Origin of the sequence: Prescottella defluvii (assembly GCF_000738775.1) — a bacterium.
GTDB classification, from domain to species: domain Bacteria; phylum Actinomycetota; class Actinomycetes; order Mycobacteriales; family Mycobacteriaceae; genus Prescottella; species Prescottella defluvii.
Window position 1 is genome coordinate 14,235 of the sequence record NZ_JPOC01000020.1, and the last position, 22,708, is coordinate 36,942.

Consider the following 22,708-nt stretch of genomic DNA (forward strand, 5'->3'; position numbering starts at 1 on the left):
ACTCCTCGCGCGCTACGGCTCGATCGGGACGTGCCGGGTCATGGCGACCCGAGGCCAGCGATCGAGGCCGTGTGCCGCTTCGTCTTTGCGGACGGCGCGGAGTCCGGGACCGAGGTCGTCGTCGGCGAGAATCCCGAATCTCAGCCGGGTGTAGTACGGCTCGTTCCACGGCACGCCGACGAACGTCGTGAGCGTCAGTTCGGGCAGTCCGCGGTCGCGAGCCCACTCGGCGATGTGGTCGATCAGGCTCGCGCCGATCCGCTGCCCGCGGTGGTCGGGGTGCACCGACACCTGCTCGATGTGTGCGTTGCCGTCGACGACGTCGACGAGGCAGTACGCCACCGGCGGCGCCGAACCCGTCGCCCACACCCAGGCGCGGACGTCGGCCCGGTAGCTCTCCAGCAGCGCGATCGGCGGTGGGGGATCGTCTGCGATCGCGTCCATTCCGAGGGTGCGGAAGATGCTGCCGGCCGCGACCTCGATGTCCTGGAGGTGCGGCAGATCGGCGGGTTCGGCGAGCCTGATCATCCGGTCAGCTCTTGGACAGGACCTGCGACGCGATCGCGGTGCCGGCGGCGACGACGCCGACCGACGGCCAGGAACCGATCTTCTTGGCGAGCGGGTGCGAGCCGCCGAAGGCGCCGACATAGGTGCCCAGCAGTACCGCGGCGCGGCCCGCGCCGGAACTCTTGGCCCAGTTGTAGGTGCACACGCCGCCGACCGTTGCCAGCACGGCGCCGCCCAGTTGACGATTGCCGGTCTGGCGTGCGACGGCGTATCCGCCGACCAGTCCGGCGGCGGCGAGAGCGGAGGTGGCGGTCTTGTTGAGCATCGTGGAGTTCTCCCGTTCCGAGTGTGTGTCAGTCGATTCGAGGCTACCGACAAGTTTGCGCGGGCAGCCGGGAGAACCCTCTCGGGTGTCGTTTCTCGTTAACCGGGAAAGCGTCTGCGCCGCGTCCGCGAGCCCCGGATAGTGGCCGAATGTCACACGCGTTCAGTTGGATCGAACGTGTGTGACATCGGGCCGGAGGCCCGATCCGCAGACCCAGGAGGAACCGTGTCGACACAACCTGCATCCACCCACCCGGTGTTCAGTCCGGGGCCGCTGCTGTCGGGGAGGCGCGCGATCGTCACCGGCGGCTCCCACGGGATCGGTGCCGCGATCGCGCGGTCCTTCGCGGCCCACGGCGCGCACGTCCTGGTCGTCGACATCGAAGGCGATGCGGCTCGCGCGCTGGAGTTCGACGCCGCGGCGGGCGGCGCGATCGACGTGCTCGAGCACGACGTCCTCGACTCGACGATCCCCGGCGCGATCGTCGAGTTCGCGCCGGACGTCCTGGTGAACAACGCCGGCCACTTCCTGCGTCCACCCCGGCCGTTCGAGGACACCCAGCCGGCGTTCTGGGCCGAGGTGGCCGCGATCAACCTCGACCACGTCCTGCGGCTGACGCATGCGCTGCTGCCGGGCATGGCGGAGCGCGGCCGGGGCGGTTCGATCATCAACCTCACGACGGTCGAGGCGCATCGGGCGATCCCCGGGCACTCGGTGTACGCGGCCTACAAGGCGGCCGTCACGCAGTTCGGTCGCAGCCTGGCCGTCGAGGCCGGACGGAGCGGTGTCCGGGTGAATGCGATCGCGCCGGACCTGATCGAGTCCGTGCAGGTGCCTTACACCGAGTGGCTGTCGGAGGAGGAGTGGGCGAAGTGGCCGACGTGGGCGCCGCTGGGCGGGCCCGGTCAGCCGGAGGATGTCGCCGGGGCCGCGTTGTTCCTGGCGTCCGATCTGGGCCGGTACACGACGGGTACCACCGTGCACGTCGACGGCGGCACGTACGCGGCCGGTGGCTGGTTCCCCAAGCCCGAGGGCGGCTGGACCAACCGTCCCCGCAACCCGTAACCCTCGTCGCAGCGGGCGGAACCGGACACGGTACACAACCTACGGTCGCGTAGGTTGTGTACCGTGGGTTTTCGGATGGGGGACATCCGAACGAGAGGCTCGACATGACCAGGCCCGCGGTGACGCTGGAGAACTACGAGGACGTCTACCGCTTCTACCTGGACCATCGGCAGAATCGGCTCGTCGCGTGCGGTGCCTACGCCGCGCTCAGTGCCCGCTTCCGGCCGCGAATCCGCTACGCGGACGGTGCCCGCCGGCAGCTGCAGGACCTGCTCGGCAGCGGCACCCGACTGATCGTCGCCGCCAATCACGTGAGCGATCGCGACCAGTACACGCTCGCCGCGACCGCATGGCAGTCGCCGCTGCGCCGCGTGATCGGACGGACCCGGGTGCTCGCGAAGGACGAGCTGTTCGCGGATCCGAAGCTGCGCCGGAAGATCGACATGATGGGGTCGATCCCGGTGTTCCGCGGCAAGGACCACGGGATGCGGGCGGTCGCGGATGCGGGCCGCCGGATGATGGACATCTCCGCGCAGCGACTCCACCGCGGGGACGTGCTGGCGATCTTTCCCGAGGGGACCTGCAACGACGCCGACCCCCGCCGCGTCCAGAAGATCAACAGCGGTATCGGGCACATCGCGGTGAAGGCCCGCAAGCTCGGCTCGGCCCCCGCGCTGCTGTGCCTCGGCATCCGTTACCGTCCCGGCGCTGCGGCCGACGTCTACATCTCGTCGCCGGTGCGGGACCTCCCGACGACACCGATGGACATCACGCGTCTGGTGGCCGCCGACATGCAGGCCGCGGTGGACGGGGTGTTCGACGCCGCGACCCCTCAGCGGACGCCGTCGCGGTAGCTCTCGAAACAGCCGTCCGTGAAACGCTCCCGGTCGAGTTCGCCGACCTGGATGACGCCGCCGTCGTACCAGACCTGACTGCGCGCGGACAGGTCCGCGCCCTGCCGGCACCACAGCTGCAACTGCTCGTCCGTCGGGTCGACCGACTGCTGCTGCAGATACATGACCGCCTGGCTGGCGCCGTACTCGCGTCCGGCCGTCACCGAGGGGGCGCCGGAGAACGTGAATCCGCCGGCCGCGAGGCCGACCGCGGCGAGGAGGGTGCCCGCTCCGAGGGTCGCCCACCAGTCGGTTCGGCACCCGGTCATGCGCAGATGCTAGTGCGGCAATGCTCGGAATGTCCTCGTTCTCCGGGTTTTTGCGTGGCAGGCTGGCGTGATGGACACGAACATGGCCTCGTTCCTCGCGGCCCTCGACGAGCTGATCCGCCGGGCCCCGCTCCGGATCGACCGTCCCCGTGGCAGTGCACACCCGCGGTTCCCCGAGGTGGTCTATCCCCTCGACTACGGGTTCCTCGAGGACACCGGCGGCGGTGACGCCGAGGGCGTCGACGTGTTTCGCGGTTCCGCCGCGGGCGCCGGACTGGTGGGAGTCGCGCTCACCGCGGATCTGACGAAGCGGGACGTCGAGGTCAAGCTGTTGCTGGACTGTTCGGCCGCCGAGATCGACACCGTCGAGCACTTCCTGCACGAGCGTCTGCGCCTGAATTCGGCCGTGATCCGCCGCACCTGACGGTCGGGTCGCCCGTTACGCCCGGCGTTCCCGTTCGTGCCAGCATGTGGGCATGACATTTCTGATACGCCTGGTGATCAACGCGGTCGCCATCTGGCTGGCCGCGCAGTGGGTGAGCGGCATCACGATCGCCGACTCGGGCGAGGGCACCGGCAGCGACGTGCTGATCATTCTCGGCATCGCATTGTTGTTCACCGTCGTGAACACGTTCGTGAAGCCGATCGTGAAACTGCTGTCGCTGCCGCTGCTGATCCTCACACTGGGCCTGTTCACCGTCGTGATCAACGCGCTGATGCTGATGCTCACGTCCTGGATCAGTTCGCAGACCGAGTGGGGCCTGAGTGTCGACGGTTTCTGGACCGCGGTGTGGGGCGCGCTGATCATCTCGCTGGTGAACGTCGTGCTCAGTGCGCTGGTCCCGGACCGGAAGTGACCTGACCGGGACGGCTGAGCCCGGCCGGGTCAGCCGAGCCCGAGCGCGAGTCCGGTCGCCGTGGCCCACACCAGCATCGACAGGCCGGTGACCGCGAGCGCCGGAATCAGTGCCGGTCCGTGGCCACCGCCGCGGACCGGCGCGTTCGCCTTGACGGCCAGGGGAAGTGCGAGCAGGCCGACGAGCGCCCACGGCGTTCGGGCGACGAGCGCGAGCGTCACCACGAACGGCACGACCAGCAGCACCAGGTGCAGCGTGCGGGTGCGGGCGTCCCCCAGTTTCACTGCGAGGGTGATCTTCCCGGACTCGGTGTCGGTGGGGATGTCGCGCAGATTGTTCGCCACCAGCACCGCACTCGAGTACGACCCCACCGCGATCGCGGCCAGCAGTCCCGCCCAGTCGACGCGCCCGGCCTGCACGAACTCGGTGCCGAGCACCGCCACGAGACCGAAGAACACGAACACGGCGATCTCACCGAAACCGCTGTAGCCGTAAGGCTTCTTGCCGCCGGTGTAGTACCAGGCGCCCAGGATGCAGACCGCGCCGATCAGGATCAGCCACCACGCCGAGACCAGCGCGAGGGCGATGCCGGCGACGGCGGCTACCGCGAAACAACCCAGCGCGGCGCCCTTGACCGCGGCGGGTGAGGCCAGCCCGGACCCGACGAGGCGCAGCGGCCCCACCCGCTCGTCGTCGGTCCCGCGGATGCCGTCCGAGTAGTCGTTGGCGAAGTTGACGCCGACGATCAGCGCCAGCGAGACCAGCAGCGCCAGCAGCGCCTTCCACCACACCGCGCCGTCGAGGGACGCCGCGGCGCCCGTACCGGCGAACACGGGAGCGATCGCGTTGGGCAGGGTGCGCGGTCGGGCGCCCTCGATCCACTGGGACACAGAAGCCATGTGTCGATCCTTTCACCCTCGTCGGATCGTGTGGCCGCACGGTCCGGTACTCCCATAGGCTTGTCGCCGGTGCAAACCGTGACGAGCGATCCCCAGTCCCCGGCACCCACGGAGCCGCCCGTCGAGGTGGCGCTGTTGGGTGGCGTCGCCACACGCCGCGACGGTGTCCTGGTTCCGTTGCCCGGGCCGCGTGCCCGCGCGCTGCTGGCGGCGCTCGCGCGACGCCCCGGACACAGCCGCAGTGCCGCAGCGCTCGTCGAGGATGTCTGGGGCGAGACGCCGCCGAAGTCCCCGGCCAACGCCCTGCACACACAGATCTCCCGGCTGCGTTCGGCGTTGCCGGACGGGGCGATCGAGGCCGGCCCCGCCGGCTACCGGTTGGCTCTCGCGCCGGAGCAGGTCGACCTGGCGCGGGCTCGTCTGCTCGCGCGGGAGGCCGGGCGAGCTCACGCGGACGGGGACCATCGGGGCGCGCTCGACGCGGTGCGGCGGGCCCGGGCCCTGTGGCGCGGCGAACCGGGCGCGGACCTTCCCGGCGGCGACCTCGCCGACGACCTGGCCACCGAGGCCGCGGCACATCGCGGCGCGCTCGAAGCCGTCGAACTGGCGGCGCTGCTGGCGTCCGGCGAGTACACGGCCGCGCTGCCGATCGCCCGCGCCGCGGCCGGCACGGCCCCGCTCGACGAGGGTGCGCACGCGCTGCTCATGGAGTGCCTGCACGGCTCGGGCCGGTCGGCGGAGGCGCTCGAGGTGTTCGCGAGGTTGCGTGGCCGGTTGGCCGATCGTCTGGGCGTCGATCCGTCGGCCCGGCTCGTCGACCTCAACGCCGCCATTCTGCGGGGTGATCGGGACGATCGTCCGGCGGCGCGGGCGGGGTCGCCCGGCGCCCCGGAGACCGCGGACCCGTCGGAGACCGCAACACGGATGCTGCCCAACGTGATCGGGCTCCGCGCCGCGCCCAATCCGCTGCTCGGCCGGACTGCCGATCTGGCGGCGCTGGAACTGTTGCTGACGTCGTCGCGGGTGGTGACGGTCCTGGGACCCGGCGGCACCGGCAAGACACGGGTGGCGCACGCGGTGGGAGCCGAGGTCTCGGGCCGGATGCCGGTCGCGCTGGTCGAACTCGCGCCGCTACGCAGCGGTGAGGACCTGATCGCCGCGATCAGCGGCACCCTCGGCCTCAGCGAGGCCGACCTCACGCCGGGAGCGCTCACCCGCACCCGGATCCACGACGCGCGCCAGCGGCTGCGTGACGCGCTGTCGTCCCGGCCGTCGCTGCTGATCCTCGACAACTGTGAGCACCTCGTCGACGACGTCGCCGACGTGGTGTCCGACCTGATCGCCGCGAGCCCGCACCTCGCGGTCCTCGCCACCAGCCGGTCGCCGCTGTCGATCACCGCAGAGGCGGTGTATCCGTTGCCACCCTTGGCGATCGACGACGACGGTTCGCCCGCCACCGAACTGTTCCGGGCACGCGCGCTGGCGGTGCGCCCCTCGGTACGTCTGGACGACGGTGAGGTCGAGCGCCTGTGCCGGACCCTGGACGGCCTGCCGCTCGCGATCGAACTCGCGGCCGCGCGGGTGCGCACGCTCACCGTCGAGGAGATCAACACCCGACTGGTGGACCGGTTCACGCTGCTGCGCTCGGGGGACCGTACGTCGCCGGAACGACATCGCACGCTCCGCGCGGTGATCGACTGGAGCTGGAACCTGCTCGAGGAACCGGAGCGGGCGGCGCTGCGCCGGATGTGCCGGTTCCCGGCCGGTTTCACGTCGGACGCCGCGATCGCCGTGGCGCGGTGGGGTGCGGTCGACGATGTCGCGGACGCTCTCGAAGGCCTGGTGAACCAGTCGATGCTGTCGGTCGTCGAACCGCCCGACGGCGCCGACTCCGTGGGGCTGCGCTACCACATGCTCGAGACCGTGCGGGAGTTCGGCGAGGAGCAGTCCGATGCCGACGAGGCTGCCGAGGTGCGGCGCCGAACGGTCGACTGGGCGGACGCATTCGCGCGAGCCACCTTCCACGACTTCATGTCGGGGCGGCAGATCGCGGCGGCGCACCGGATGGAGGCCGAGCACGACAACCTGCTCGCGGTGCTCCGATACGCCCTGTCGGAGAGACTGGTCCGGACCGTCTTCACGGTGTTCCCGGTGCTCGGGGGTATGTGGTCCCTGCGGGGCGCGCACTCCGAGGTGTTCGCGTGGGCGCCGAGGGTACTCGAGCTCGACGATTCCGGGCTCGCCCCCGAGGACGTACCCGGCGACCTCCTGACGGCGGCCTACGTGCTGGCCGGCGCTCACGTGGCGATGGGCGGCGATCTGCGTGGCCTCGCGGTCGCCCGCACACGCCTGCGGCGACTGCTCGCCACCCGAACCGACATCAGCGAGTCGTCGCGGGTGAACGCCACACTGCTGCTGGTGCCGGGCTCGGGGCGCGGCCTGGCGCGGGCGCTCGCCAGAGCGGTGCGCTCGGCCGATCCCGCGGCGCGCAGCGCCGGACTGGTTGCGCGCTCCAACCTGCGGGAGAACAACGGCGACCTGTTCGGCTCGGAGTCCGACGCCCGGCGGGCCCTCGACCTGGCCGAGGAGCTGAACGACTCGTGGGGTCTGGCGATGGTGTGCCAGCACCTGGGCAGCCTGTACTCCCAGTCCGCCCGCTACACCGAGGCGGTCGAGTTCTACCGGCGTTCCGCCGACGGACTGTGGGAGATGCACCTGTACGACGAGAGCCTGCAGGTGCGCGGGTTCATGGTGGCCGCGTTGATCGGTGCCGGCCGGATCGCCGACGCCCGCGTCGAACTGGCCGCGCTCGTGCCGATGCACGCGAGTGCTTCGAGCGCCGCCGCGAGCAGCGATCACGACGCCTACAACCAGGCGTCGTTGTCGGCGAGCACGGCCGAGGCGGATCTGGCCGTCGGAGCCGTGGATCGGGGCCTGGCCGAGTATCGGCGTGCGGCCGGGCACGCCGGTGGTCTCGCGGGCGAGTTTCCCGCCGACCCCATGGAGGTCATGGTGGCGTCGGCGGCCGTGGATGCGCACGTGCTCGCGGGGCGCCCGGAACCGGTCGTGGATCTGGCGCTTCGGCTCGAAGCCGTCGCAATCGAGCGCCTCGGGGCCAACGGGTATCCGGACCTTCCCCAGACCGGGGCGGTCGCGTGCGCTGTCGGAGGATTCCGCATCGTCACCGGACGTGACGTCGAGCGGGCGGTGCGATTGCTGGCACTGGCGACGAAAGCCAATGCCCGCCAGGACTATCCGTCGATGCGTCTGGATCGCCACCTCGCCGTGGCGCGGAGGACCCTCGGTGAGGACGCCGTCGCGGCGGCGCTGGCGTCCGTGGATCGGACGTCGCGCGCCGCCGCGCGCCGCGAGATACTCGAGATCCTCGCCGCTCTGGAATCGTGAACGTCACGTCCTGCGCATGTAGGTCCGTACCGTGAGCGGGGCCATGATCGCGACGATCGATGCGGCACCGAGCAGTGCCCACACCGCGTGGATTCCGAAGTGGCCGTCGTTGGCGAGCTCGCGGACCGCGGTCACCAGGTGCGAGACGGGGTTGACGTTCACGAACGCCTGCATCCACCCCGGCATCGTGTCGGCGGGCACGAACGCGTTCGACATGAACGTGAGCGGGAACAGGATCATCATCGAGACGCCCTGGACGGCAGAAGCCTTGCGCATCAGCACACCCATCAGTGCGAAGATCCAGCTGATCGCGAACGCGCACACCATGATCAGCAGTGCGGCACAGACGACGCCGACGACCCCGCCGCTGGGCCGGTAGCCCATCGCGATACCGACGACGATCGTGATGGTCGTCGCGATGGCGTACCGGACGACGTCCGCGAGCAGGGCCCCGGACAGCGGTGCGACGCGCGCGATCGGCAGCGACTTGAACCGGTCGAAGACACCCTTGTCCATGTCCTCCCGCAACTGGGTGCCCGTCACGATCGACGCCGTGATGACGGTCTGCACCAGGATGCCCGGAATGATGATCGGCAGGTACGACTTCACGTCCCCCGAGATCGCGCCACCGAAGATGTACGTGAACATGAACGTGAAGATCACCGGCTGGATCACCACGTCGAACAACTGCTCGGGATTGTGTTTGATCTTCAGGATGCCGCGGTAGGCCATCGTGACGGTGTGGGCAATCGCGTCCCGGAGCCCGATACGTTCGGTGACTTCGAACGTCCGGGTGTCGTGTTCGCGCGCGGGGGAGGTGATGGTGGTGGTCATGCGGCGTCCCCTTCGGACTCGGCGGTGTCGTGCCCGGTGATGGTGAGGAAGACCTCGTCGAGACTCGGCTTCGACACGGTGATCTCGTCCACCGCGATCGACCGATCGCGCAGGCGCACCAGCAGGTCCGCGGTGATCGTCGGGTCGGTCAGCGGTGCGGTGATGCGTCCGGACTCCGGCGTGACGGCGGCCTCGATGCCGAGCATCGTGGAGATCACGGACCGGGCCTCGTCGGTGCGGCCCCGATCGGCGAGCGTCAGCTGCAGCGCGGACACCCCGACCGACGCCTTGAGTTCGTCGGCGGTGCCGTCGGCGATCACGCGCCCACGGTCGATCACCGCGATCCGGTCCGCCAGTTGGTCGGCCTCGTCGAGGTACTGCGTGGTGAGCAGTACCGTCGATCCGTCGGCGACGAGCCGGCGGATCGTCTCCCACATCTGTGCTCGGGTGCGCGGGTCGAGTCCCGTGGTGGGCTCGTCGAGGAACAACAGTGGAGGACGGGCGATCAGGCTGGCGGCGAGGTCGAGGCGTCGGCGCATTCCGCCGGAGAAGTTCTTCAGCGGCTTGGACGCCGCTTCGGTGAGTCCGAACTCCTCGAGGAGCTCGACGGCCTTGCGCTTCGCCTCGGTCCGGCCGAGGCCGAGCAGTCGCGAGAAGATCACGAGATTCTCTGTGGCGGTGAGGTCTTCGTCCACCGACGCGTACTGGCCGGTGACACCGACGAGGGATCGGACGGCCGTCGCTTCACGGACGACGTCCCGGCCGAAGACGCGGGCCTCGCCGCCGTCGGGACGCAGCAGGGTTGCGAGCATCCGGACGGTCGTCGTCTTGCCGGCGCCGTTGGGCCCGAGCACGCCGTACACCGAGCCGGTCGGCACGGTGAGGCTGACGCCGTCCACCGCACGCTGCTGTCCGAAGGTCTTGACGAGCCCGACGGCCTCGATGGCCGGGGGTGAGGTATCGAGGTTCATCGCACAACCTTGACGGAACCTTCTTGCACCGTCCTTGCGTCACGCTTGCGTGCCCCGGACACGCCCCGGGCCCGCGACGCACTGCGTCGCGGGCCCGGTCTTCGTGCGGGTCGAACTACTTGAGCAGGCCGCCGATCAGGTCGCCGATGTTCGGGAGGAAGGTGCCGAGACTACCGGTGATCGTCCCGAGGCTGCCGAAGGTGTCACCGACGCCGACGAGGATCGGTTCGCCGAGTTCGGGAACCGGATTGGTCAGCGACACACACGCGCCGACGACGGCGTACATGCCACCGGCGAGTGCAGGCGTCGTGTACTCCTTGGTGACACCGGCGCCCACACTGTCGAGACCGCTGGTCCAGGCGACGAATCCGGGCTCGAGCAGCTTGAGCGGGTCGTCTGCCGCCTCGGGCACCTTGGCGGAGTCGATCGCGACGGCACCGCACGTGCTCGTCGGATGGTCGACGTTGGGATTGGTGATGGAGACGGCGATCGCGTCTCCGTCGGCCGCCGCGGTCACGGTCGGTCCCGTGAAGGTGGCGGGTGCGGCGGACGCGAGTGCGGGAGCAGCGAGCAGGGCCGCCGCGGCGACGGCGGTTCCCGCAGCCAGACGGCCGACGAGCGAGGTGGAACGTGAGCGCATGGTGCGGACCTTTCGGCGGTGGCCGCCTCATCACGAGACGGCCGCGGCGAGTCGATCAGGAAAGGATGCGCAGCGGCCCGGGCATCCCCGACTGGTGTCCGGACCGCTGCGCACGTTCTGTGGTGCGGGTCGTCTCTCAGGCGGGCTGAGACGAGCCTGCCGAGATGGCCCCGATCAGTCCGTCGATGTTGCCGCCCAGGACGAAGTCGAGGACGTTCTCGAGTGCGCCGTTCCGGAGGCTGCCGAAGATTGCGTCCTCGGGCAGGCTGACGACCTGCGGCTTGCCGAGTACCGGCGTACCTGTGGCCGAAGTGCATTCGCCGACAACGGCAAACACGCCGTCGTTGAAGTCCGGGGTCGTGAAGGACTTGGTGTCGGACGCGCCGACACGGGCGCTGTCGGAGACCTTCCAGTAGGTGAATCCGGGCTCGAAGAGCTTCGAGGGATCCGCCTCGAGTTCACTCGCGCGCGACGCGGCGAAAGCGTGGGCGCCACAGGTGACGTCGGCGTCGCTGTTGGTGTTCGCCACCGTCACCGCGATGGTGCTGCCGGCGGCAGCAGCGGTGACCGTGGGCGCCGTGACCGCGGGAGCGGCCGATGCGAGTGCAGGGGCGGCGATGGCGGCGGCCCCGGCGATCGCGACTCCGGCGAGGCTGCGGGTGAACAGATTTCGAGTACGCACGTGCATGGACAACTCCTGTTGATGATGAGTGTTCTAAACACGTGATCGCGGTGCCCGGCTCCCCGAAACCCAGACCCGAAACCAAGATCACTGGGGAGAAGCATCGGGCTTGGGTCAAGTTCTCGCAAGGCGAACGTTTTCGGAACGTAACGATTTTCGAGTCGTTGGTCACCGGGTTGCATCATTCGTACTGGCCGGTAATGGCGCTTGATCAGCGAGTATTCATTCAGGCCGAGGCGGTTTGGGGCTTGTGTAACAATTCCATTGCGGTAATCGGCATTCGATGAGTATTCAATTGCTTGTTCAACTATCCGAATATCGGGGCGGTCGGTTCGCATCGGCCGGGCGGGGATTTCCCCGGCCCGGCCGACGGTCCGACCCGGGTCCTATTCTGCGGCGAGTGAGCCGCCGGAGAGGAGGGCGCGAGCGATGCCCGCGACGTTCGCGGGCGGTGTGCTCGAACTGCCGGTCTGCTGGCTCGGAATCGATACCATCTGCGGTTCGCTCGTGGACCACTGCGGATGCGTCGGCGAATCACACTCGCCGACAACGGCGTAGAGGCCGGCGGGGGCGTCGAAGGTGTAGGTGCTGGACGAGTCGGGACCGACGCGCTCACCGGATGCGGTGCGCCAGGTCAGGAAGCCGGGCTCGGTGAACTTGGCGGGATCCTCCTCGAGCACGAGGAGCTTCGCGGTCTGGACCACGAATGCTCCGCAACTGCTGGTCGGATCGCTGTTGGGGTTGTCGAGTGTCAGATCGAAGGTGCCGTCGGTGACGGTGAATGTCACTGTGGGGCTTGTGAGTTCCGCGGTTTCCGCACCGGCGAGCGCGGGTGCGGCGAAGGCAGGAATGCAGAGGAGCACGGCCCCGACGGTCGCGCGGCGCAGCAGCTGAGATGAACGTGTGTGCATGATCAACCCTTGTCGATGGAGTGTCGGTGGACAGGCGATCGCGGTGCTCGGTTCCCCGAAACCAAGATCACATGCGAAGCATGGACCATTTATGTTTCCGGGCAGTGGTTTTCGCGGGAATCGGCCATCGGGGCGGTGTCGGTGAACGGTCCACCTCCGCCGTGATACCCCTGCTGGGCAGCGTGAACCGGCGCGTCGGACCCGCCCTCGCGGGCAGGTGACAATCTGGTCTCGACCGGCTATCGGATCAACTGTTCGTTCGACCCCAGGCTGTCTGCAGCGCCCTGCGGTCCACCTTGCCCGGCCCCCGCAGCGGAAGTGCCCGGACGAGGCGCACCTCTCGCGGCGCCGCCGACGCATCGAGCGCAGCGCAGACATGGGCCCGCAGGTCGTCGACGGTGGGGGCCGTCCCGGCCGCCGGCACGATCGCCGCCACCACCTTCTGTCCGAGTCGCTCGTCGGGGACGCCGAGCACCGCGCACTCGCGCACGTCCGGGTGCTCCATCAGGACCGCTTCGACAACCTGCGGGACGACCGTGAGGCCCCCGGTGGAGATGCCCTCGTCCAGCCGCCCCCGGATCGTCAGGATGCCGTCGACGACCGTTCCCGCGTCGTCGGTGCGGAACCAGCCGGGTTCCGCGAAGGCCGGGTGATCCGGAATCCCGCGGTACCCCGAGGCAAGCGTCTCGCCGCCGAGCAGGACCCGGGAGCCGTCCGCGATCCGGACCCGCACCCCGTCCAGCGGGGCGCCGTCGTAGACGCATCCACCGCAGGTCTCGCTCATCCCGTAGGTCCGCACGATCGTCAACCCGGCGTCGACCGCCCGGCGCAGCAGCGGCGCCGGTGTCGCGGCACCACCGAGGAGGATGCCGTCGAGTTCGGCGAGCGCGGACGTCGCCGCGTCGTCGTCGAGGGCCTTGACCAGTTGCGTCGGTACCAGCGACGTGTAGCGACGGGAACCGGTCATCGCCCCCACGGCCGCCGGCAGCGTCGACGGATCGAAGCCCCGGGTGACGTCGACGACGACGGGGGCGGCGCCGGCCAGCACGCTGCGCAGCAGCACCTGCATCCCGGCGATGTGATGTGCGGGCAGCGCCAGCAGCCACGACCCGGGCCCGCCGAGCCGGCGGTGTGTCGCGTCGCCGCTGGCACGGAGTGCGCGGGCCGTCAGCAGCGCGCCCTTGGGAACCCCGGTGGTGCCCGACGTCGCCATCACGAGCGCGATGTCATCGGCGTCCGGCACGTCGTCGATGGCCTCATCCGGGCGCAGGGCGCCGCGGAGGCGGTTCGTCTCCTTCTCGTCCTGCTCGGGTACCGGCAGGAGCGGCGGGCCGCCGCCGTCGAGGAGCCGTTCGAGACGGGGGAGAAGGGCCGTCACCGCGGTACCGGCGGGAATCGGAAGGGTGCGCAGAACCGTCACGCTTCGATGGTTTCACGGGGAGCGTCCGGATCGGACGCGGGTCAGGTCACCGGCGGACCGGCGAGCGGCCATCCTCCGGACGCCAGGTGCGACTGCACCCGGTCCACGTCGGATTCGAGGGGCATCTCGTTGGTGATCTTGGTGATGAGCACCTGGATGTCGGTCTTCGAGATCGGCAGGTCACCGTCGTCGACGAGGGCCGCGGTCACGATCCCGACCTCGTCCTCCGACAGTCGGCGGGTGAGGAGAGCGAACAGTGGGACGTAGTCCTGTTCGGGAACGCCGTTGGGGTAACCGGCGCGCAGCCAGTCGATGATCGAGGAGAGAAACGGAGGCAGGCTCAATGGTGCTCCTGAACTCGGTCCGTCAGTGGTGTTGGTGAGCTCTCGGCGCTTCCCGCTCGCCGGCGTGGTGCGCGTCGTGGTCGTCGGCCACGACGGGCCAGCCACCCGCGGCCAGGCGCTCGGTGACCCGGGCGATGTCCTCTTCGGTCGGCTTCTCGCTGATGACGCCGGCGATGATGCTCTTGAGCGCGTCGTAGTCGACGTGCCGGTCGGGATGCTCGTGGGCGGTCTCGATCGACAACTCGACGATCTGCCCGATCTCGTCGTCCGTCAGGCGGCGGCCCAGGACGGCGAGCAACGCGAAATGGTCCTTGGCGGGAATCCCCTCCGGATATCCCGCGCGGAGCCAGTCCAGGACTACGCGGAGCGTGCTCTTGGGTGCCGTGCGGTGCGCGTCGTCAGTCGCCCCGCGGCGTGAGCCGTCAGTCGTCGAGCGGTGCGAGTCATCAGTCACGGTGCGATCACTTTCACGAAGGAGTGGGTACGCGGTGCGGTGCGTTCCTCACTCAGAAGACGTGGATGCCGAAGCTGCTGGCCAGGAAGTCCTGCATCAACATCAGTATCCCAGCAATGATCGCGATCAGCACGGTTGCGAAGCACGCGGCGGCGCCGAGCTTGCCGAGGGGCGACGCCGACATCTGCCCGTCGGGGCCCGTTTGTGCGCCCAGCGACAGCGACTTGAGACCCAGCGCGAAGATCGCGGGCAGGCCTGCACCGAGCAGCAGTCCGACGAGGACGACCTGCCACAGCGAGTTGGCGGTCTGCGCGAGAAGATCCATCGGTCGTCTGCCTTCAGCTCTTGCGGATGGTGGATTCGGAGTCGGTGGTCTGGTCGGCCGCGGCGGCCGAAGCAGCGTCGGCGGTGCCGTTCGCGGGCGCCAGGCCCCCCTCCCACTCGGCGTTGACGTTGCTGGGGTCGATCGGTTCGCGACGCGACCGGACGTACATGCCCGCCGACAGCGCGATCAGCAGCGCGAACACCACGAGGACGCCCGGCAGGCCACCGATCATGTGCGCCAGGGCCCAGCAGATCGCGCCGACGATACCGGCGGACGGCAGGGTGATCAGCCAGGCCACCGCCATGCGGCCGGCGACGCCCCACCGGACCTCGGCGCCCTTGCGGCCGAGTCCGGTGCCGAGGATCGATCCGGTCGCGACGTGGGTGGTCGACAGCGGCAGGCCGAGGTGGCTCGAGGTGAGGATGATCGCTGCCGACGACGACTCCGCGGCCATGCCCTGCGGCGCGGAGATCTCGACGAGTCCCTTGCCGAGGGTCCGGATGATGCGCCAGCCACCGAGGTAGGTGCCGAGGGCGATCGCCACGGCGCAGGTGAACTTGACCCAGAACGGCATCTCGCTGTCCGCGGTGATGGTGCCGTGGGCGACCAGTGCCAGGAAGATCACGCCCATCGTCTTCTGGGCGTCGTTGGTGCCGTGCGCGAGCGAGACCAGGGATGCCGTGCCGACCTGGCCGATGCGGAAGCCCTTGCCCTTGGTGTCCTCGTGGACGTCCCGGGTGATGCGGTAGATCAGCTTGGTGCCGACGGCGGCGACGAGCGCGGCGACCACGGGGGCGAGCAGCGCCGGGAGGATGACCTTGCCGAGCACACCGCCCCACTCGACGCCGCTCATACCGATCGAGGCGATCGCCGCACCGATCAGGCCGCCGAACAGGGCGTGCGACGAACTGGACGGCATGCCGAACAGCCAGGTCGCGAGGTTCCAGAGGATGCCGCCGACGAGGCCGGCGAACACGATCAGCAGCAGGTCCTCGCCGCTGACGGTCCCGAGATTGACCACGCCCTTGGCGACGGTCGCGGCGACCTCCACGGACAGGAAGGCGCCAACCAGGTTGAGGGTTGCAGAGAGTGCCACTGCGACCTTCGGTCGGAGTGCGCCGGTGGCGATGGACGTGGCCATCGCGTTCCCGGTGTCGTGGAAGCCGTTCGTGAAATCGAATGCGAGGGCAGTGACGACCACTACCAAGAGAACGACGAGCTCTGCGGTCACAAGCGAATTGTGCGTATCGAAAGCGCAAAAGTACAGCGAGCGGCCGATGAACAATCGGTGAACAAGGTTTACCCTGTCCCATCACCTCGCAAGACGGTTCCCCGGGTGTGGCGACACTCACTATTCGTCGGCGTGGCGGGTGTGTGCGGCCTGGTGCTCGCGGCCGTCGGCGCCGCGGCGGCCCGCGGTGGGTCCCCGGCGGCGCCGTCAGCGCTGGTCGCGGCGGATCGGATGGTCCGCCGGAATCTGCACCAGCACGATCGGAACGTCGTCGGGATCGGCGATCCACATCTCGTGCAGGCCCCACGGCTCCTGCCGGGCCTCGCGCACGATCGGCACCTCCGCCCGGACCAGATCTTGCTGGGCGACGGCCAGGTCCCGCACCTGCATCCACAGGGCACCCGAGAACCGGGTGTCGAGCTCGGTGCCGCCGTGGGAGGTCACCTCGAGCAGGCCCTGGCCGACGAAGAACACTGTGCCGCCGGGGTATTCGCGGGCGATCGCCAGACCCAGCACGTCGCGGTAGAACGCCAGCGTCACCTCGTAGTCGCGGGGCCGCAGAATCGTCCGGCTGCTGAGAATTTCCACGCTCATGTCCTCCTGCTGCTGTTGCCGGGAGATTCTCCCCGATCCACTCGCCGAGGCGTCACCTGCCGCGGCCTCACTCGTCGCCGCCCGGACGGGCCTCGTGCCCCGGGCGACCGTGCGTCCGCCGCTCCTCTTTCATATCGGACTCGTACAGGTGCCGGCGCCCGCCCAACAGTGCATCGCGCACCGCCTTCTCGTGGTCGCGGAACTCCGTCCAGTAGCCGTCGTCGAACTCCTCGACGATCTGGAACGTCCACCGGCCGTCGAGCACGTTGCGCCCCACCATCGCCGTCCGCAGCCGCTCGGCGCAGTCGGGGTGACCCGACGCGCGCAGCTTCTCGACGGCCTCACCCAACTGCAGGTCCGCGCGGCCCAGCAGTTGGTGGAACGCATACAGGTGGCCGCGGGCCTGCTCGACCGTCTCGAGCGCCTCGGACAGCTTGCCGACCGCCTCGACGGTGGCGTCCGTGACTCCGCTCGGGCGGCGATGTTCCGGTGCGGGCTGCTCGCGGTCGACGGCCATGGGTCCAGTCTGCCCGCCGCCGCCCCGCGCCCCGCGATTCTGAAGGATCTCCGTCGGTACCCGAGAGGAATCCTTCACGATCGAGATCCGTGCGCGACGAACCAGTCGCGGGCCCGCGCGGCCACCATGTCCAGCGTGCCGGGCTCCTCGAACAGGTGCGTCGCGCCCGGCACGATCTCCACCTCGTGTTCGCACTCGAGCAGCGTCGCGGCCTTCCGGTTCAGCTCGATCACCGCGGTGTCGAGCGAGCCGACCAGCAGCAGCGTCGGCGCCCGCACCATCGACAGGCGCGAGCCCGCCAGGTCGGGGCGGCCGCCGCGGGAGACGATCGCGGCGATGTCGGCGTGCGGTTCGGCGGCGGCGTGCAGGGCCGCGGCCGCACCGGTGCTCGCACCGAAGTACGCGACCGACTCCGTCCGCTCGTGCACTTTCGCGGTGACCTCGAGCAGTCGGTACGAGAGCAGCGGGATGTCGAACACGAGCCGACGGTCGCCCTCCTCGTGCGGGGCGAGCAGGTCGAACAGCAGAGTGCCCAGGCCCGCGTCCTGCAGCAGCCCGGCGACGAACCGGTTGCGCGGACTGAACCGCCCGCTACCGCTGCCGTGCGCGAACACCACCACCGGCAGGGCACGGACCGGATCGGTCGAGGCGCCCGACAGGCGCACACCGTCGACGTCGAACGTGACCTCGGTGCTCATTCCTCCATTGCACACCCGATCAGGCTCCGCGCCCAGTCCGTACCGCTCCGAAAATGGTCGTGCCGCGCCCCCGATCGGGGACGCGGCACGACGAGAACCGGAGCGGCAGGGGCTCAGTAATACCAGGGGTAGGGCGACCAGTCCGGGTCCCGCTTCTGCAGGAACGAGTCGCGGCCCTCGACGGCCTCGTCGGTCATGTACGCAAGTCGCGTGGCCTCGCCGGCGAACAACTGCTGGCCCACCAGGCCGTCGTCCTGCAGGTTGAACGCGTACTTGAGCATGCGCTGCGCCTGCGGCGACTTGCCGTTGATCTTGGTGCCCCACTCGATCGCGACGTTCTCGAGTTCGTCGTGGTCGACGACCTTGTTGACCGCGCCCATCTGGTGCATGTCCTCGGCGGTGTAGGTGTCGCCGAGGAAGAAGATCTCGCGGGCGAACTTCTGGCCCACCATCTTCGCGAGGTACGCGCTGCCGTAGCCGCCGTCGAAGCTGCCCACGTCGGCGTCGGTCTGCTTGAACCGGGCGTGCTCACGCGACGCCAGCGTCAGGTCGCAGACGACGTGCAGGCTGTGCCCGCCGCCCGCGGCCCAACCGTTGACGAGGGCGATGACGACCTTCGGCATGAAGCGGATCAGGCGCTGCACCTCGAGGATGTGCAGGCGTCCCGCGCGGGCCGGGTCGACGGTCTCGGCGGTCTCGCCGGACGCGTACTGGTAGCCGCTGCGGCCGCGGATGCGCTGGTCGCCGCCCGAGCAGAACGCCCAGCCGCCGTCCTTCTCGCTGGGGCCGTTGCCGGTGAGCAGCACGCAGCCCACATCCGACGTCATCCGCGCGTGGTCGAGGGTGCGGTACAACTCATCGACGGTGTGCGGGCGGAACGCGTTCCGCACCTCGGGGCGATCGAACGCGATGCGGACGATGCCCTCGGTGACATGACGGTGGTACGTGATGTCGGTGAGGTCCTCGAAACCGGGGACTGGACGCCAGAGCTGCGGATTGAAGGTCACGGACCCGAGGATAGGCCCTGGCTGGGCCCCGGTCGTCGGAGTGTCGGGCCGCACCTCGCACCGGAACCGCCCCGTTCCGGCGATACCGTGCAGCCATGAGCGAATCAGTGCAGTCCGGCGTCCGATCCGGCGAGGACGTCCACGAACACCACGGTGGCTTCCCGATGTTCACGCCGGTGCAGGCGGGCCCGAACTTCGCGGAGTTCGTCGAGTCCTTCCGGAGACTGCAGGACCTCGCGGTCTCCACACACGTTCCCGACGACGTCGCGCGACAGGCCATCGAGCAGGCCGGGGCACTGGCCGACCTGCTCGAGCCGTATCAGGTCCCGGAGGGCGAGTCCCCGGCCGGATTCAACTCGCAACTGCCCGGGCGCGGCAGCCTGTTGCTGCTGCCGTGGCAGTTCGACAAGGTCGCCACCGACGGTGTCCGGGCGCGGGGTGTGTTCCGGCTCTACCACCGTGGCGGCAACAGTGCCGCGCATGGCGGCACCATCGCGCTGCTGTTCGACGACATGCTCGGCATGATCGTGCATGCGTCGGGCCACCCCATCGCCCGCACCGGGTACCTGCACGTCAACTACCGCAAGGTCACCCCCATCGAGACCGAGCTTGTCGTCGAGGGGCGTGTCGACCGTATCGAGGGACGCAAGCTGTTCTGCACCGCAGAACTGCGCGACCTGGACGGCAACGTCCTCGCCGACTGCGAGGCCCTGATGGTCCAGTTGCTGCCGGGCCAGCCGTGATCCTCCCGCCCCTCGACGACGTCCTGGCCGGGGCCCGTGTGGTGAGCCTGCCGATGCGGGTTCGCTTCCGGGGCATCACCACTCGCGAGGCACTGCTGCTCGAGGGCCCGGCCGGGTGGGGCGAGTTCGCACCGTTCCCCGAGTACGACGACGCCGAGGCCGCGCACTGGTTGCGGGCAGGCATCGAAGCCGCGTGGGTCGGTCCGCCGACACCGGTCCGGGCGCGGGTGCCGATCAACGCGACCGTGCCGGCGATCGGCCCCGACCAGGTGCCGGAGATCCTGGCCCGGTTCCCCGGCGCCCGCACCGCGAAGGTGAAGGTCGCCGAGAAGGGGCAGAGTCTCGCCGACGACGTCGCCCGGGTGAACGCGGTGCGGGAGTTCGTCCCGAACGTGCGCGTCGACGCCAACGGCGGCTGGAGCGTCGACGAGGCCGTCCGTGCGCTCGCCGCGTTGACCGCCGACGGACCGCTCGAGTACGCCGAACAACCGTGCGCGAGCGTGCCCGAACTCGTCGAGGTCCGCCGCAGAATGCCGGGTGTGCCGATCGCGGCCGACGAGAGCATCCGCCGCGCCGAGGACCCGCTGAAGGTGGTGCGGGTCGGCGGCGCGGACGTCGCGGTGGTCAAGGTGCCGCCGCTCGGCGGCATGCGCCGACTGCTCGCGCTGGCCGACGAACTCGCAGGTCACGGAGTGCCGGTGGTGGTGTCGAGTGCGTTGGACACGGCCGTCGGGATGAACGCGGGTCTGGCCGCGGCGGCCGCGCTGCCCGGGCTGGCGCACGCGTGCGGCCTCGGGACCGGGGGACTGTTCGACGCCGATGTCACGGGCGAACCGCGTGTGATGGTCGACGGCACCCTCGATGCGAGTCCGGTCCTCCCGGACCCCGATCGGCTCACCGATCTGGCCGCACCGCACGCGCGTGCCCACTGGTGGCGCGACCGGCTGCGCCGCTGCCACGAACTGCTGGTCACCGGCACGGATACCGGCCTCGTATAGTGTCGTGCCCGCCAGGATTGGACCAGTCGATACGGAGGCTTTGAAAGTGGTTGCAGCTCTGAACGAAACCTTGCTGAACGAGGCTCGGATGCCCGCGGTGCTAGCGGATGTCCAGGCGCTCGTCGACGCGGAGGTCTCGGACAAGAAGGGTGCGTCCGGACTGGCGCTCAAGGGCGGGTACTCGGCGGTCAAGAAGGTCGGTCCGTCGATCGTCCCCGACGCCATCGAGGGTCTGCTCCCGGCGTTCGTCGCGCGGCTCGAGCCGTTCTGGCAGGAATTCGCGGCTAGCGGTGAGGGCAGCTTCTCGGCCTTCCTGACCGCACGCAGCGACGCCGCCGCCGACGCCCTCCTGGGGGTCACCGACGAGCGCATCGAGGGCAGCGACAAGGGCGCGATCAAGAAGGTCTACTCGACCCTGCGTCCGTCGGCGAAGAAGCACGTGATCGAGGCGCTTCCGCGTCTGGGTGATGTGGTGCAGAAGCACGCGGCCTAGTCGGCCGAGACAGTGGGCCCGTCCGGTGCGTACCGGGCGGGCCCACTGTCGCCTCGGGGGTTTCAGTACGCCGCGTGGCCGTGGCGCCAGTATCCGGTGAACGCGATGTCGGTCTTGGGCACGTGCCGGTCCGCGACCAGGTGCCGGCGCGCGCCGGTCGCGAGTTCGCTCTCGCCGGCGACGAACGCGTAGAGCGGCCCGTCGGGCAGGTCGGCTGCGCGCAGCGTTGCGAGGGCGAGTTCACCCGGCCGCGCCTCGGCCTCCTCGCGCACCAGCCAGTGCACTTCGAGGTCATCGCGCACGGGCACGTCCTGCTTGTCCTCTGCATGCGGGATCTCGATGTACGCCCGGATCCGCGCGCCCGGTTCGGCCGAGCGCAGGATCCCGACGATCGCGGGCAGTGCGGACTCGTCGCCCACCAACAGGTGCCAGCGGGCGTCGGGGGTGGGGTTGTAGATGAGGCCCTCGTCGAGCAGGCCCAGCGGGTCGCCCGCCGAGCAGGTGTTGGCCCACGCCGACGCCGGTCCGAGGTCGCCGTGTGAGGCGAAGTCGATGTCGAGTTCGGGGCCGTCGCCGAAAGCTCCACCGGTGGGGCGGAATTCGCGGACCGTGTAGTTCCGCAGGATCGGTCGCGAGTCCTTGGGGATCAGCTTGAACTGGGCGTACCAGAGGCTGCCCGCCGAACTCGGGAGCTTGAATTCGGTCTGCCCGGTGTCCGGGATGAAAATCCGGAACCACTGGTCGAAGCCCATCGGGGTGAACCCCGCCAGGTCCGGGCCGCCGATGGTGACGCGGATGAACGACGGGCTGACCTGCTTGGCGCCCAGCACGTGCGCCGAGACGACGGCGCGATGGTCGGGCTTGACGAACTTGGAGCGTTTGGCCATGGCATTCCGTCCGCGAGATCGGGTGGTGGTTAGCCAACCCTAATGCGGAACCGTCGTGTCGTGGTCGGAGCGGTCAGTCCGGCCGGCCCGGACGGGTGATGCGCCGCACCGGCGGTGTCATGCCCCACTCGTCGCGGCCGAGCCGGCTCAGCGGAGCGATCCTCGCGAACTCGGGCAGTCCGTCGGCCGCGAGGGCCTCGGGGCGCACCGCGACCGCGAGGACGTCGCCCATCACCACGAACGACTCACCCACCTCGACGACCTGCCGCAACGAGCATTCGATCGCGATCGGTGACGCTGCGACCCGCCGCGGCCGAACCCGCTCACTCGCCTCGCTGACGATCCCGAGAGCCGCGAACTCGTCGGTGCCCGGCTCGTAGGGTGCCGAACTGGCGTTGACCGCGTCGACCAGCGCCTCGGTGGCCAGATTGATCACGAACTCGCCGGTCTTCTCGACATTGCGGAGGCTGTCCTTGCGGGTGACCGACGTGAACTGGACCACCGGCGGATTCGAACTCGACACCGTGAAGAAGCTGTACGGCGCCAGGTTCGGCACCCCGTCGGCCGACAGTGTCGACACCCACGCGATCGGCCGCGGCACGATCGATGCGGTCAGTACCCGATAGAACTCGCCCGCACCGACGGTGCGCGGATCGAAGACTGTGCGTGCCATGCGGACCATCGTCGCAGTGACCGCGCACCGATGCCGACTGGGACGGCCAGCGCCGCGTCTGCCAAT

The 22,708-nt window shown here is 69.7% G+C and carries 28 protein-coding genes; 8 read left to right on the forward strand and 20 right to left on the reverse strand.

The genetic code is table 11. The features are described 5' to 3' along the window. Positions 1-12 precede the first annotated feature (12 nt). Both IJ15_RS0106960 and IJ15_RS0106965 read right to left on the reverse strand, forming a co-directional pair. Positions 13-528 carry a GNAT family N-acetyltransferase gene (locus tag IJ15_RS0106960; RefSeq protein WP_031937621.1) on the reverse strand — a complete coding sequence of 172 codons (516 nt, stop codon included), beginning with the start codon at positions 526-528 and terminating at the stop codon, positions 13-15. Positions 529-532: 4 nt separating this feature from the next. Continuing rightward, the gene (locus IJ15_RS0106965; protein ID WP_031937622.1) at positions 533-832 is read right to left on the reverse strand and encodes a hypothetical protein; all 300 of its coding nucleotides are present in this window, start codon (positions 830-832) and stop codon (positions 533-535) included. 225 nt (positions 833-1,057) lie between these two features. Between IJ15_RS0106965 and IJ15_RS0106970 the strand changes: the two genes are divergently transcribed. After that, on the forward strand, positions 1,058-1,897 hold the full coding sequence (locus IJ15_RS0106970; protein ID WP_031937623.1) for an SDR family NAD(P)-dependent oxidoreductase: 840 nt from the start codon (positions 1,058-1,060) through the stop codon (positions 1,895-1,897). A gap of 104 nt (positions 1,898-2,001) precedes the next feature. Beyond that, positions 2,002-2,751 carry a lysophospholipid acyltransferase family protein gene (locus IJ15_RS0106975; protein WP_031937624.1) on the forward strand — a complete coding sequence of 250 codons (750 nt, stop codon included), beginning with the start codon at positions 2,002-2,004 and terminating at the stop codon, positions 2,749-2,751. Here IJ15_RS0106975 and IJ15_RS0106980 read toward each other — a convergent pair. Further along, the gene (locus IJ15_RS0106980; protein ID WP_031937625.1) at positions 2,730-3,059 is read right to left on the reverse strand and encodes a hypothetical protein; all 330 of its coding nucleotides are present in this window, start codon (positions 3,057-3,059) and stop codon (positions 2,730-2,732) included. The two genes, IJ15_RS0106975 and IJ15_RS0106980, sit on opposite strands and share 22 nt — an antisense overlap. A gap of 70 nt (positions 3,060-3,129) precedes the next feature. On the opposite strand from IJ15_RS0106980, the gene IJ15_RS0106985 reads away from it, so the two are divergent. Then, complete coding sequence (locus IJ15_RS0106985) at positions 3,130-3,483, forward strand: inorganic pyrophosphatase (RefSeq protein WP_031937626.1); 354 nt, start codon at positions 3,130-3,132, stop codon at positions 3,481-3,483. Between the two features lie 52 nt (positions 3,484-3,535). Continuing rightward, positions 3,536-3,916: a phage holin family protein gene (locus IJ15_RS0106990; protein WP_031937627.1), complete on the forward strand. Its 381-nt coding sequence runs from the start codon at positions 3,536-3,538 to the stop codon at positions 3,914-3,916. Positions 3,917-3,945: 29 nt separating this feature from the next. Here IJ15_RS0106990 and IJ15_RS0106995 read toward each other — a convergent pair whose 3' ends face one another. Beyond that, a complete protein-coding gene (locus IJ15_RS0106995) occupies positions 3,946-4,815 on the reverse strand; it encodes a 1,4-dihydroxy-2-naphthoate polyprenyltransferase (protein WP_031937628.1) in 870 nt (289 codons plus the stop codon). A gap of 69 nt (positions 4,816-4,884) precedes the next feature. Here IJ15_RS0106995 and IJ15_RS0107000 point away from each other — a divergent pair, with 69 nt between their 5' ends. Beyond that, positions 4,885-8,220: an ATP-binding protein gene (locus IJ15_RS0107000; protein WP_031937629.1), complete on the forward strand. Its 3,336-nt coding sequence runs from the start codon at positions 4,885-4,887 to the stop codon at positions 8,218-8,220. A gap of 3 nt (positions 8,221-8,223) precedes the next feature. Here IJ15_RS0107000 and IJ15_RS0107005 read toward each other — a convergent pair whose 3' ends face one another. From IJ15_RS0107005 to IJ15_RS0107070, 14 genes are all read right to left on the reverse strand, one after another. After that, on the reverse strand, positions 8,224-9,054 hold the full coding sequence (locus IJ15_RS0107005) for an ABC transporter permease (RefSeq protein WP_031937630.1): 831 nt from the start codon (positions 9,052-9,054) through the stop codon (positions 8,224-8,226). Then, positions 9,051-10,025: a daunorubicin resistance protein DrrA family ABC transporter ATP-binding protein gene (locus IJ15_RS0107010; protein WP_031937631.1), complete on the reverse strand. Its 975-nt coding sequence runs from the start codon at positions 10,023-10,025 to the stop codon at positions 9,051-9,053. The genes IJ15_RS0107005 and IJ15_RS0107010 overlap by 4 nt, the downstream gene beginning before the upstream one ends. A gap of 115 nt (positions 10,026-10,140) precedes the next feature. Then, complete coding sequence (locus tag IJ15_RS0107015) at positions 10,141-10,665, reverse strand: hypothetical protein (RefSeq protein ID WP_031937632.1); 525 nt, start codon at positions 10,663-10,665, stop codon at positions 10,141-10,143. A 136-nt stretch (positions 10,666-10,801) separates the two neighbouring features. Then, positions 10,802-11,353 (reverse strand): hypothetical protein, encoded by a 552-nt coding sequence (locus tag IJ15_RS0107020; protein ID WP_031937633.1) that lies wholly within the window; start codon positions 11,351-11,353, stop codon positions 10,802-10,804. 380 nt (positions 11,354-11,733) lie between these two features. After that, complete coding sequence (locus tag IJ15_RS0107025) at positions 11,734-12,258, reverse strand: hypothetical protein (protein WP_051918601.1); 525 nt, start codon at positions 12,256-12,258, stop codon at positions 11,734-11,736. Between the two features lie 247 nt (positions 12,259-12,505). After that, entirely contained in the window at positions 12,506-13,678 is a 1,173-nt protein-coding gene (menE, locus tag IJ15_RS0107030; protein WP_031937635.1) for an o-succinylbenzoate--CoA ligase, read from the reverse strand. A gap of 41 nt (positions 13,679-13,719) precedes the next feature. Next, positions 13,720-14,022: a DUF3349 domain-containing protein gene (locus tag IJ15_RS0107035; protein WP_031937636.1), complete on the reverse strand. Its 303-nt coding sequence runs from the start codon at positions 14,020-14,022 to the stop codon at positions 13,720-13,722. 22 nt (positions 14,023-14,044) lie between these two features. Then, positions 14,045-14,377 carry a DUF3349 domain-containing protein gene (locus tag IJ15_RS0107040; protein WP_031937637.1) on the reverse strand — a complete coding sequence of 111 codons (333 nt, stop codon included), beginning with the start codon at positions 14,375-14,377 and terminating at the stop codon, positions 14,045-14,047. Positions 14,378-14,528: 151 nt separating this feature from the next. Next, on the reverse strand, positions 14,529-14,801 hold the full coding sequence (locus IJ15_RS0107045; RefSeq protein ID WP_031937638.1) for a hypothetical protein: 273 nt from the start codon (positions 14,799-14,801) through the stop codon (positions 14,529-14,531). A gap of 13 nt (positions 14,802-14,814) precedes the next feature. Then, positions 14,815-16,032: an inorganic phosphate transporter gene (locus IJ15_RS0107050; RefSeq protein WP_031937639.1), complete on the reverse strand. Its 1,218-nt coding sequence runs from the start codon at positions 16,030-16,032 to the stop codon at positions 14,815-14,817. A gap of 207 nt (positions 16,033-16,239) precedes the next feature. Next, positions 16,240-16,620 (reverse strand): VOC family protein, encoded by a 381-nt coding sequence (locus IJ15_RS0107055; RefSeq protein WP_031937640.1) that lies wholly within the window; start codon positions 16,618-16,620, stop codon positions 16,240-16,242. A gap of 73 nt (positions 16,621-16,693) precedes the next feature. Further along, a complete protein-coding gene (locus IJ15_RS0107060; protein ID WP_031937641.1) occupies positions 16,694-17,143 on the reverse strand; it encodes a hypothetical protein in 450 nt (149 codons plus the stop codon). Positions 17,144-17,217: 74 nt separating this feature from the next. Then, positions 17,218-17,841: a dienelactone hydrolase family protein gene (locus IJ15_RS0107065; protein ID WP_031937642.1), complete on the reverse strand. Its 624-nt coding sequence runs from the start codon at positions 17,839-17,841 to the stop codon at positions 17,218-17,220. Between the two features lie 113 nt (positions 17,842-17,954). Then, positions 17,955-18,848, reverse strand: coding sequence for a 1,4-dihydroxy-2-naphthoyl-CoA synthase (locus tag IJ15_RS0107070; RefSeq protein WP_031937643.1), 894 nt, complete (start codon positions 18,846-18,848; stop codon positions 17,955-17,957). A gap of 95 nt (positions 18,849-18,943) precedes the next feature. Here IJ15_RS0107070 and IJ15_RS0107075 point away from each other — a divergent pair, with 95 nt between their 5' ends. Genes IJ15_RS0107075 through IJ15_RS0107085 form a run of 3 tightly spaced genes read left to right on the forward strand, consistent with a single transcriptional unit; the run spans position 18,944 to position 21,082 of the window. After that, positions 18,944-19,591, forward strand: a complete 648-nt coding sequence (locus IJ15_RS0107075) for a PaaI family thioesterase (protein ID WP_031937644.1) — start codon at positions 18,944-18,946, stop codon at positions 19,589-19,591. Next, a complete protein-coding gene (locus IJ15_RS0107080; protein WP_031937645.1) occupies positions 19,591-20,589 on the forward strand; it encodes an o-succinylbenzoate synthase in 999 nt (332 codons plus the stop codon). Before IJ15_RS0107075 ends, IJ15_RS0107080 begins: the two co-directional genes overlap by 1 nt. Before the next feature lie 46 nt (positions 20,590-20,635). After that, positions 20,636-21,082, forward strand: coding sequence for a DUF6918 family protein (locus tag IJ15_RS0107085; RefSeq protein WP_031937646.1), 447 nt, complete (start codon positions 20,636-20,638; stop codon positions 21,080-21,082). A gap of 62 nt (positions 21,083-21,144) precedes the next feature. Here the strand turns inward: IJ15_RS0107085 and IJ15_RS0107090 are convergent, their stop codons facing one another. Continuing rightward, complete coding sequence (locus tag IJ15_RS0107090; protein WP_031937647.1) at positions 21,145-21,969, reverse strand: siderophore-interacting protein; 825 nt, start codon at positions 21,967-21,969, stop codon at positions 21,145-21,147. 73 nt (positions 21,970-22,042) lie between these two features. Beyond that, the gene (locus tag IJ15_RS0107095) at positions 22,043-22,642 is read right to left on the reverse strand and encodes a flavin reductase family protein (RefSeq protein WP_031937648.1); all 600 of its coding nucleotides are present in this window, start codon (positions 22,640-22,642) and stop codon (positions 22,043-22,045) included. Positions 22,643-22,708 lie beyond the last annotated feature (66 nt).

Bases quoted from the DNA above. Each gene is read 5' to 3' on its own strand.
- IJ15_RS0106960 (WP_031937621.1), bottom strand. From the start codon at position 528: ATGATCAGGCTCGCCGAACCCGCCGATCTGCCGCACCTCCAGGACATC.
- IJ15_RS0106965 (WP_031937622.1), bottom strand. From the start codon at position 832: ATGCTCAACAAGACCGCCACCTCCGCTCTCGCCGCCGCCGGACTGGTC.
- IJ15_RS0106975 (WP_031937624.1), top strand. From the start codon at position 2,002: ATGACCAGGCCCGCGGTGACGCTGGAGAACTACGAGGACGTCTACCGC.
- IJ15_RS0106980 (WP_031937625.1), bottom strand. From the start codon at position 3,059: ATGACCGGGTGCCGAACCGACTGGTGGGCGACCCTCGGAGCGGGCACC.
- IJ15_RS0106985 (WP_031937626.1), top strand. From the start codon at position 3,130: ATGGACACGAACATGGCCTCGTTCCTCGCGGCCCTCGACGAGCTGATC.
- IJ15_RS0106990 (WP_031937627.1), top strand. From the start codon at position 3,536: ATGACATTTCTGATACGCCTGGTGATCAACGCGGTCGCCATCTGGCTG.
- IJ15_RS0106995 (WP_031937628.1), bottom strand. From the start codon at position 4,815: ATGGCTTCTGTGTCCCAGTGGATCGAGGGCGCCCGACCGCGCACCCTG.
- IJ15_RS0107005 (WP_031937630.1), bottom strand. From the start codon at position 9,054: ATGACCACCACCATCACCTCCCCCGCGCGCGAACACGACACCCGGACG.
- IJ15_RS0107010 (WP_031937631.1), bottom strand. From the start codon at position 10,025: ATGAACCTCGATACCTCACCCCCGGCCATCGAGGCCGTCGGGCTCGTC.
- IJ15_RS0107015 (WP_031937632.1), bottom strand. From the start codon at position 10,665: ATGCGCTCACGTTCCACCTCGCTCGTCGGCCGTCTGGCTGCGGGAACC.
- IJ15_RS0107020 (WP_031937633.1), bottom strand. From the start codon at position 11,353: ATGCACGTGCGTACTCGAAATCTGTTCACCCGCAGCCTCGCCGGAGTC.
- IJ15_RS0107025 (WP_051918601.1), bottom strand. From the start codon at position 12,258: ATGCACACACGTTCATCTCAGCTGCTGCGCCGCGCGACCGTCGGGGCC.
- IJ15_RS0107045 (WP_031937638.1), bottom strand. From the start codon at position 14,801: ATGGATCTTCTCGCGCAGACCGCCAACTCGCTGTGGCAGGTCGTCCTC.
- IJ15_RS0107060 (WP_031937641.1), bottom strand. From the start codon at position 17,143: ATGGCCGTCGACCGCGAGCAGCCCGCACCGGAACATCGCCGCCCGAGC.
- IJ15_RS0107065 (WP_031937642.1), bottom strand. From the start codon at position 17,841: ATGAGCACCGAGGTCACGTTCGACGTCGACGGTGTGCGCCTGTCGGGC.
- IJ15_RS0107075 (WP_031937644.1), top strand. From the start codon at position 18,944: ATGAGCGAATCAGTGCAGTCCGGCGTCCGATCCGGCGAGGACGTCCAC.
- IJ15_RS0107090 (WP_031937647.1), bottom strand. From the start codon at position 21,969: ATGGCCAAACGCTCCAAGTTCGTCAAGCCCGACCATCGCGCCGTCGTC.
- IJ15_RS0107095 (WP_031937648.1), bottom strand. From the start codon at position 22,642: ATGGCACGCACAGTCTTCGATCCGCGCACCGTCGGTGCGGGCGAGTTC.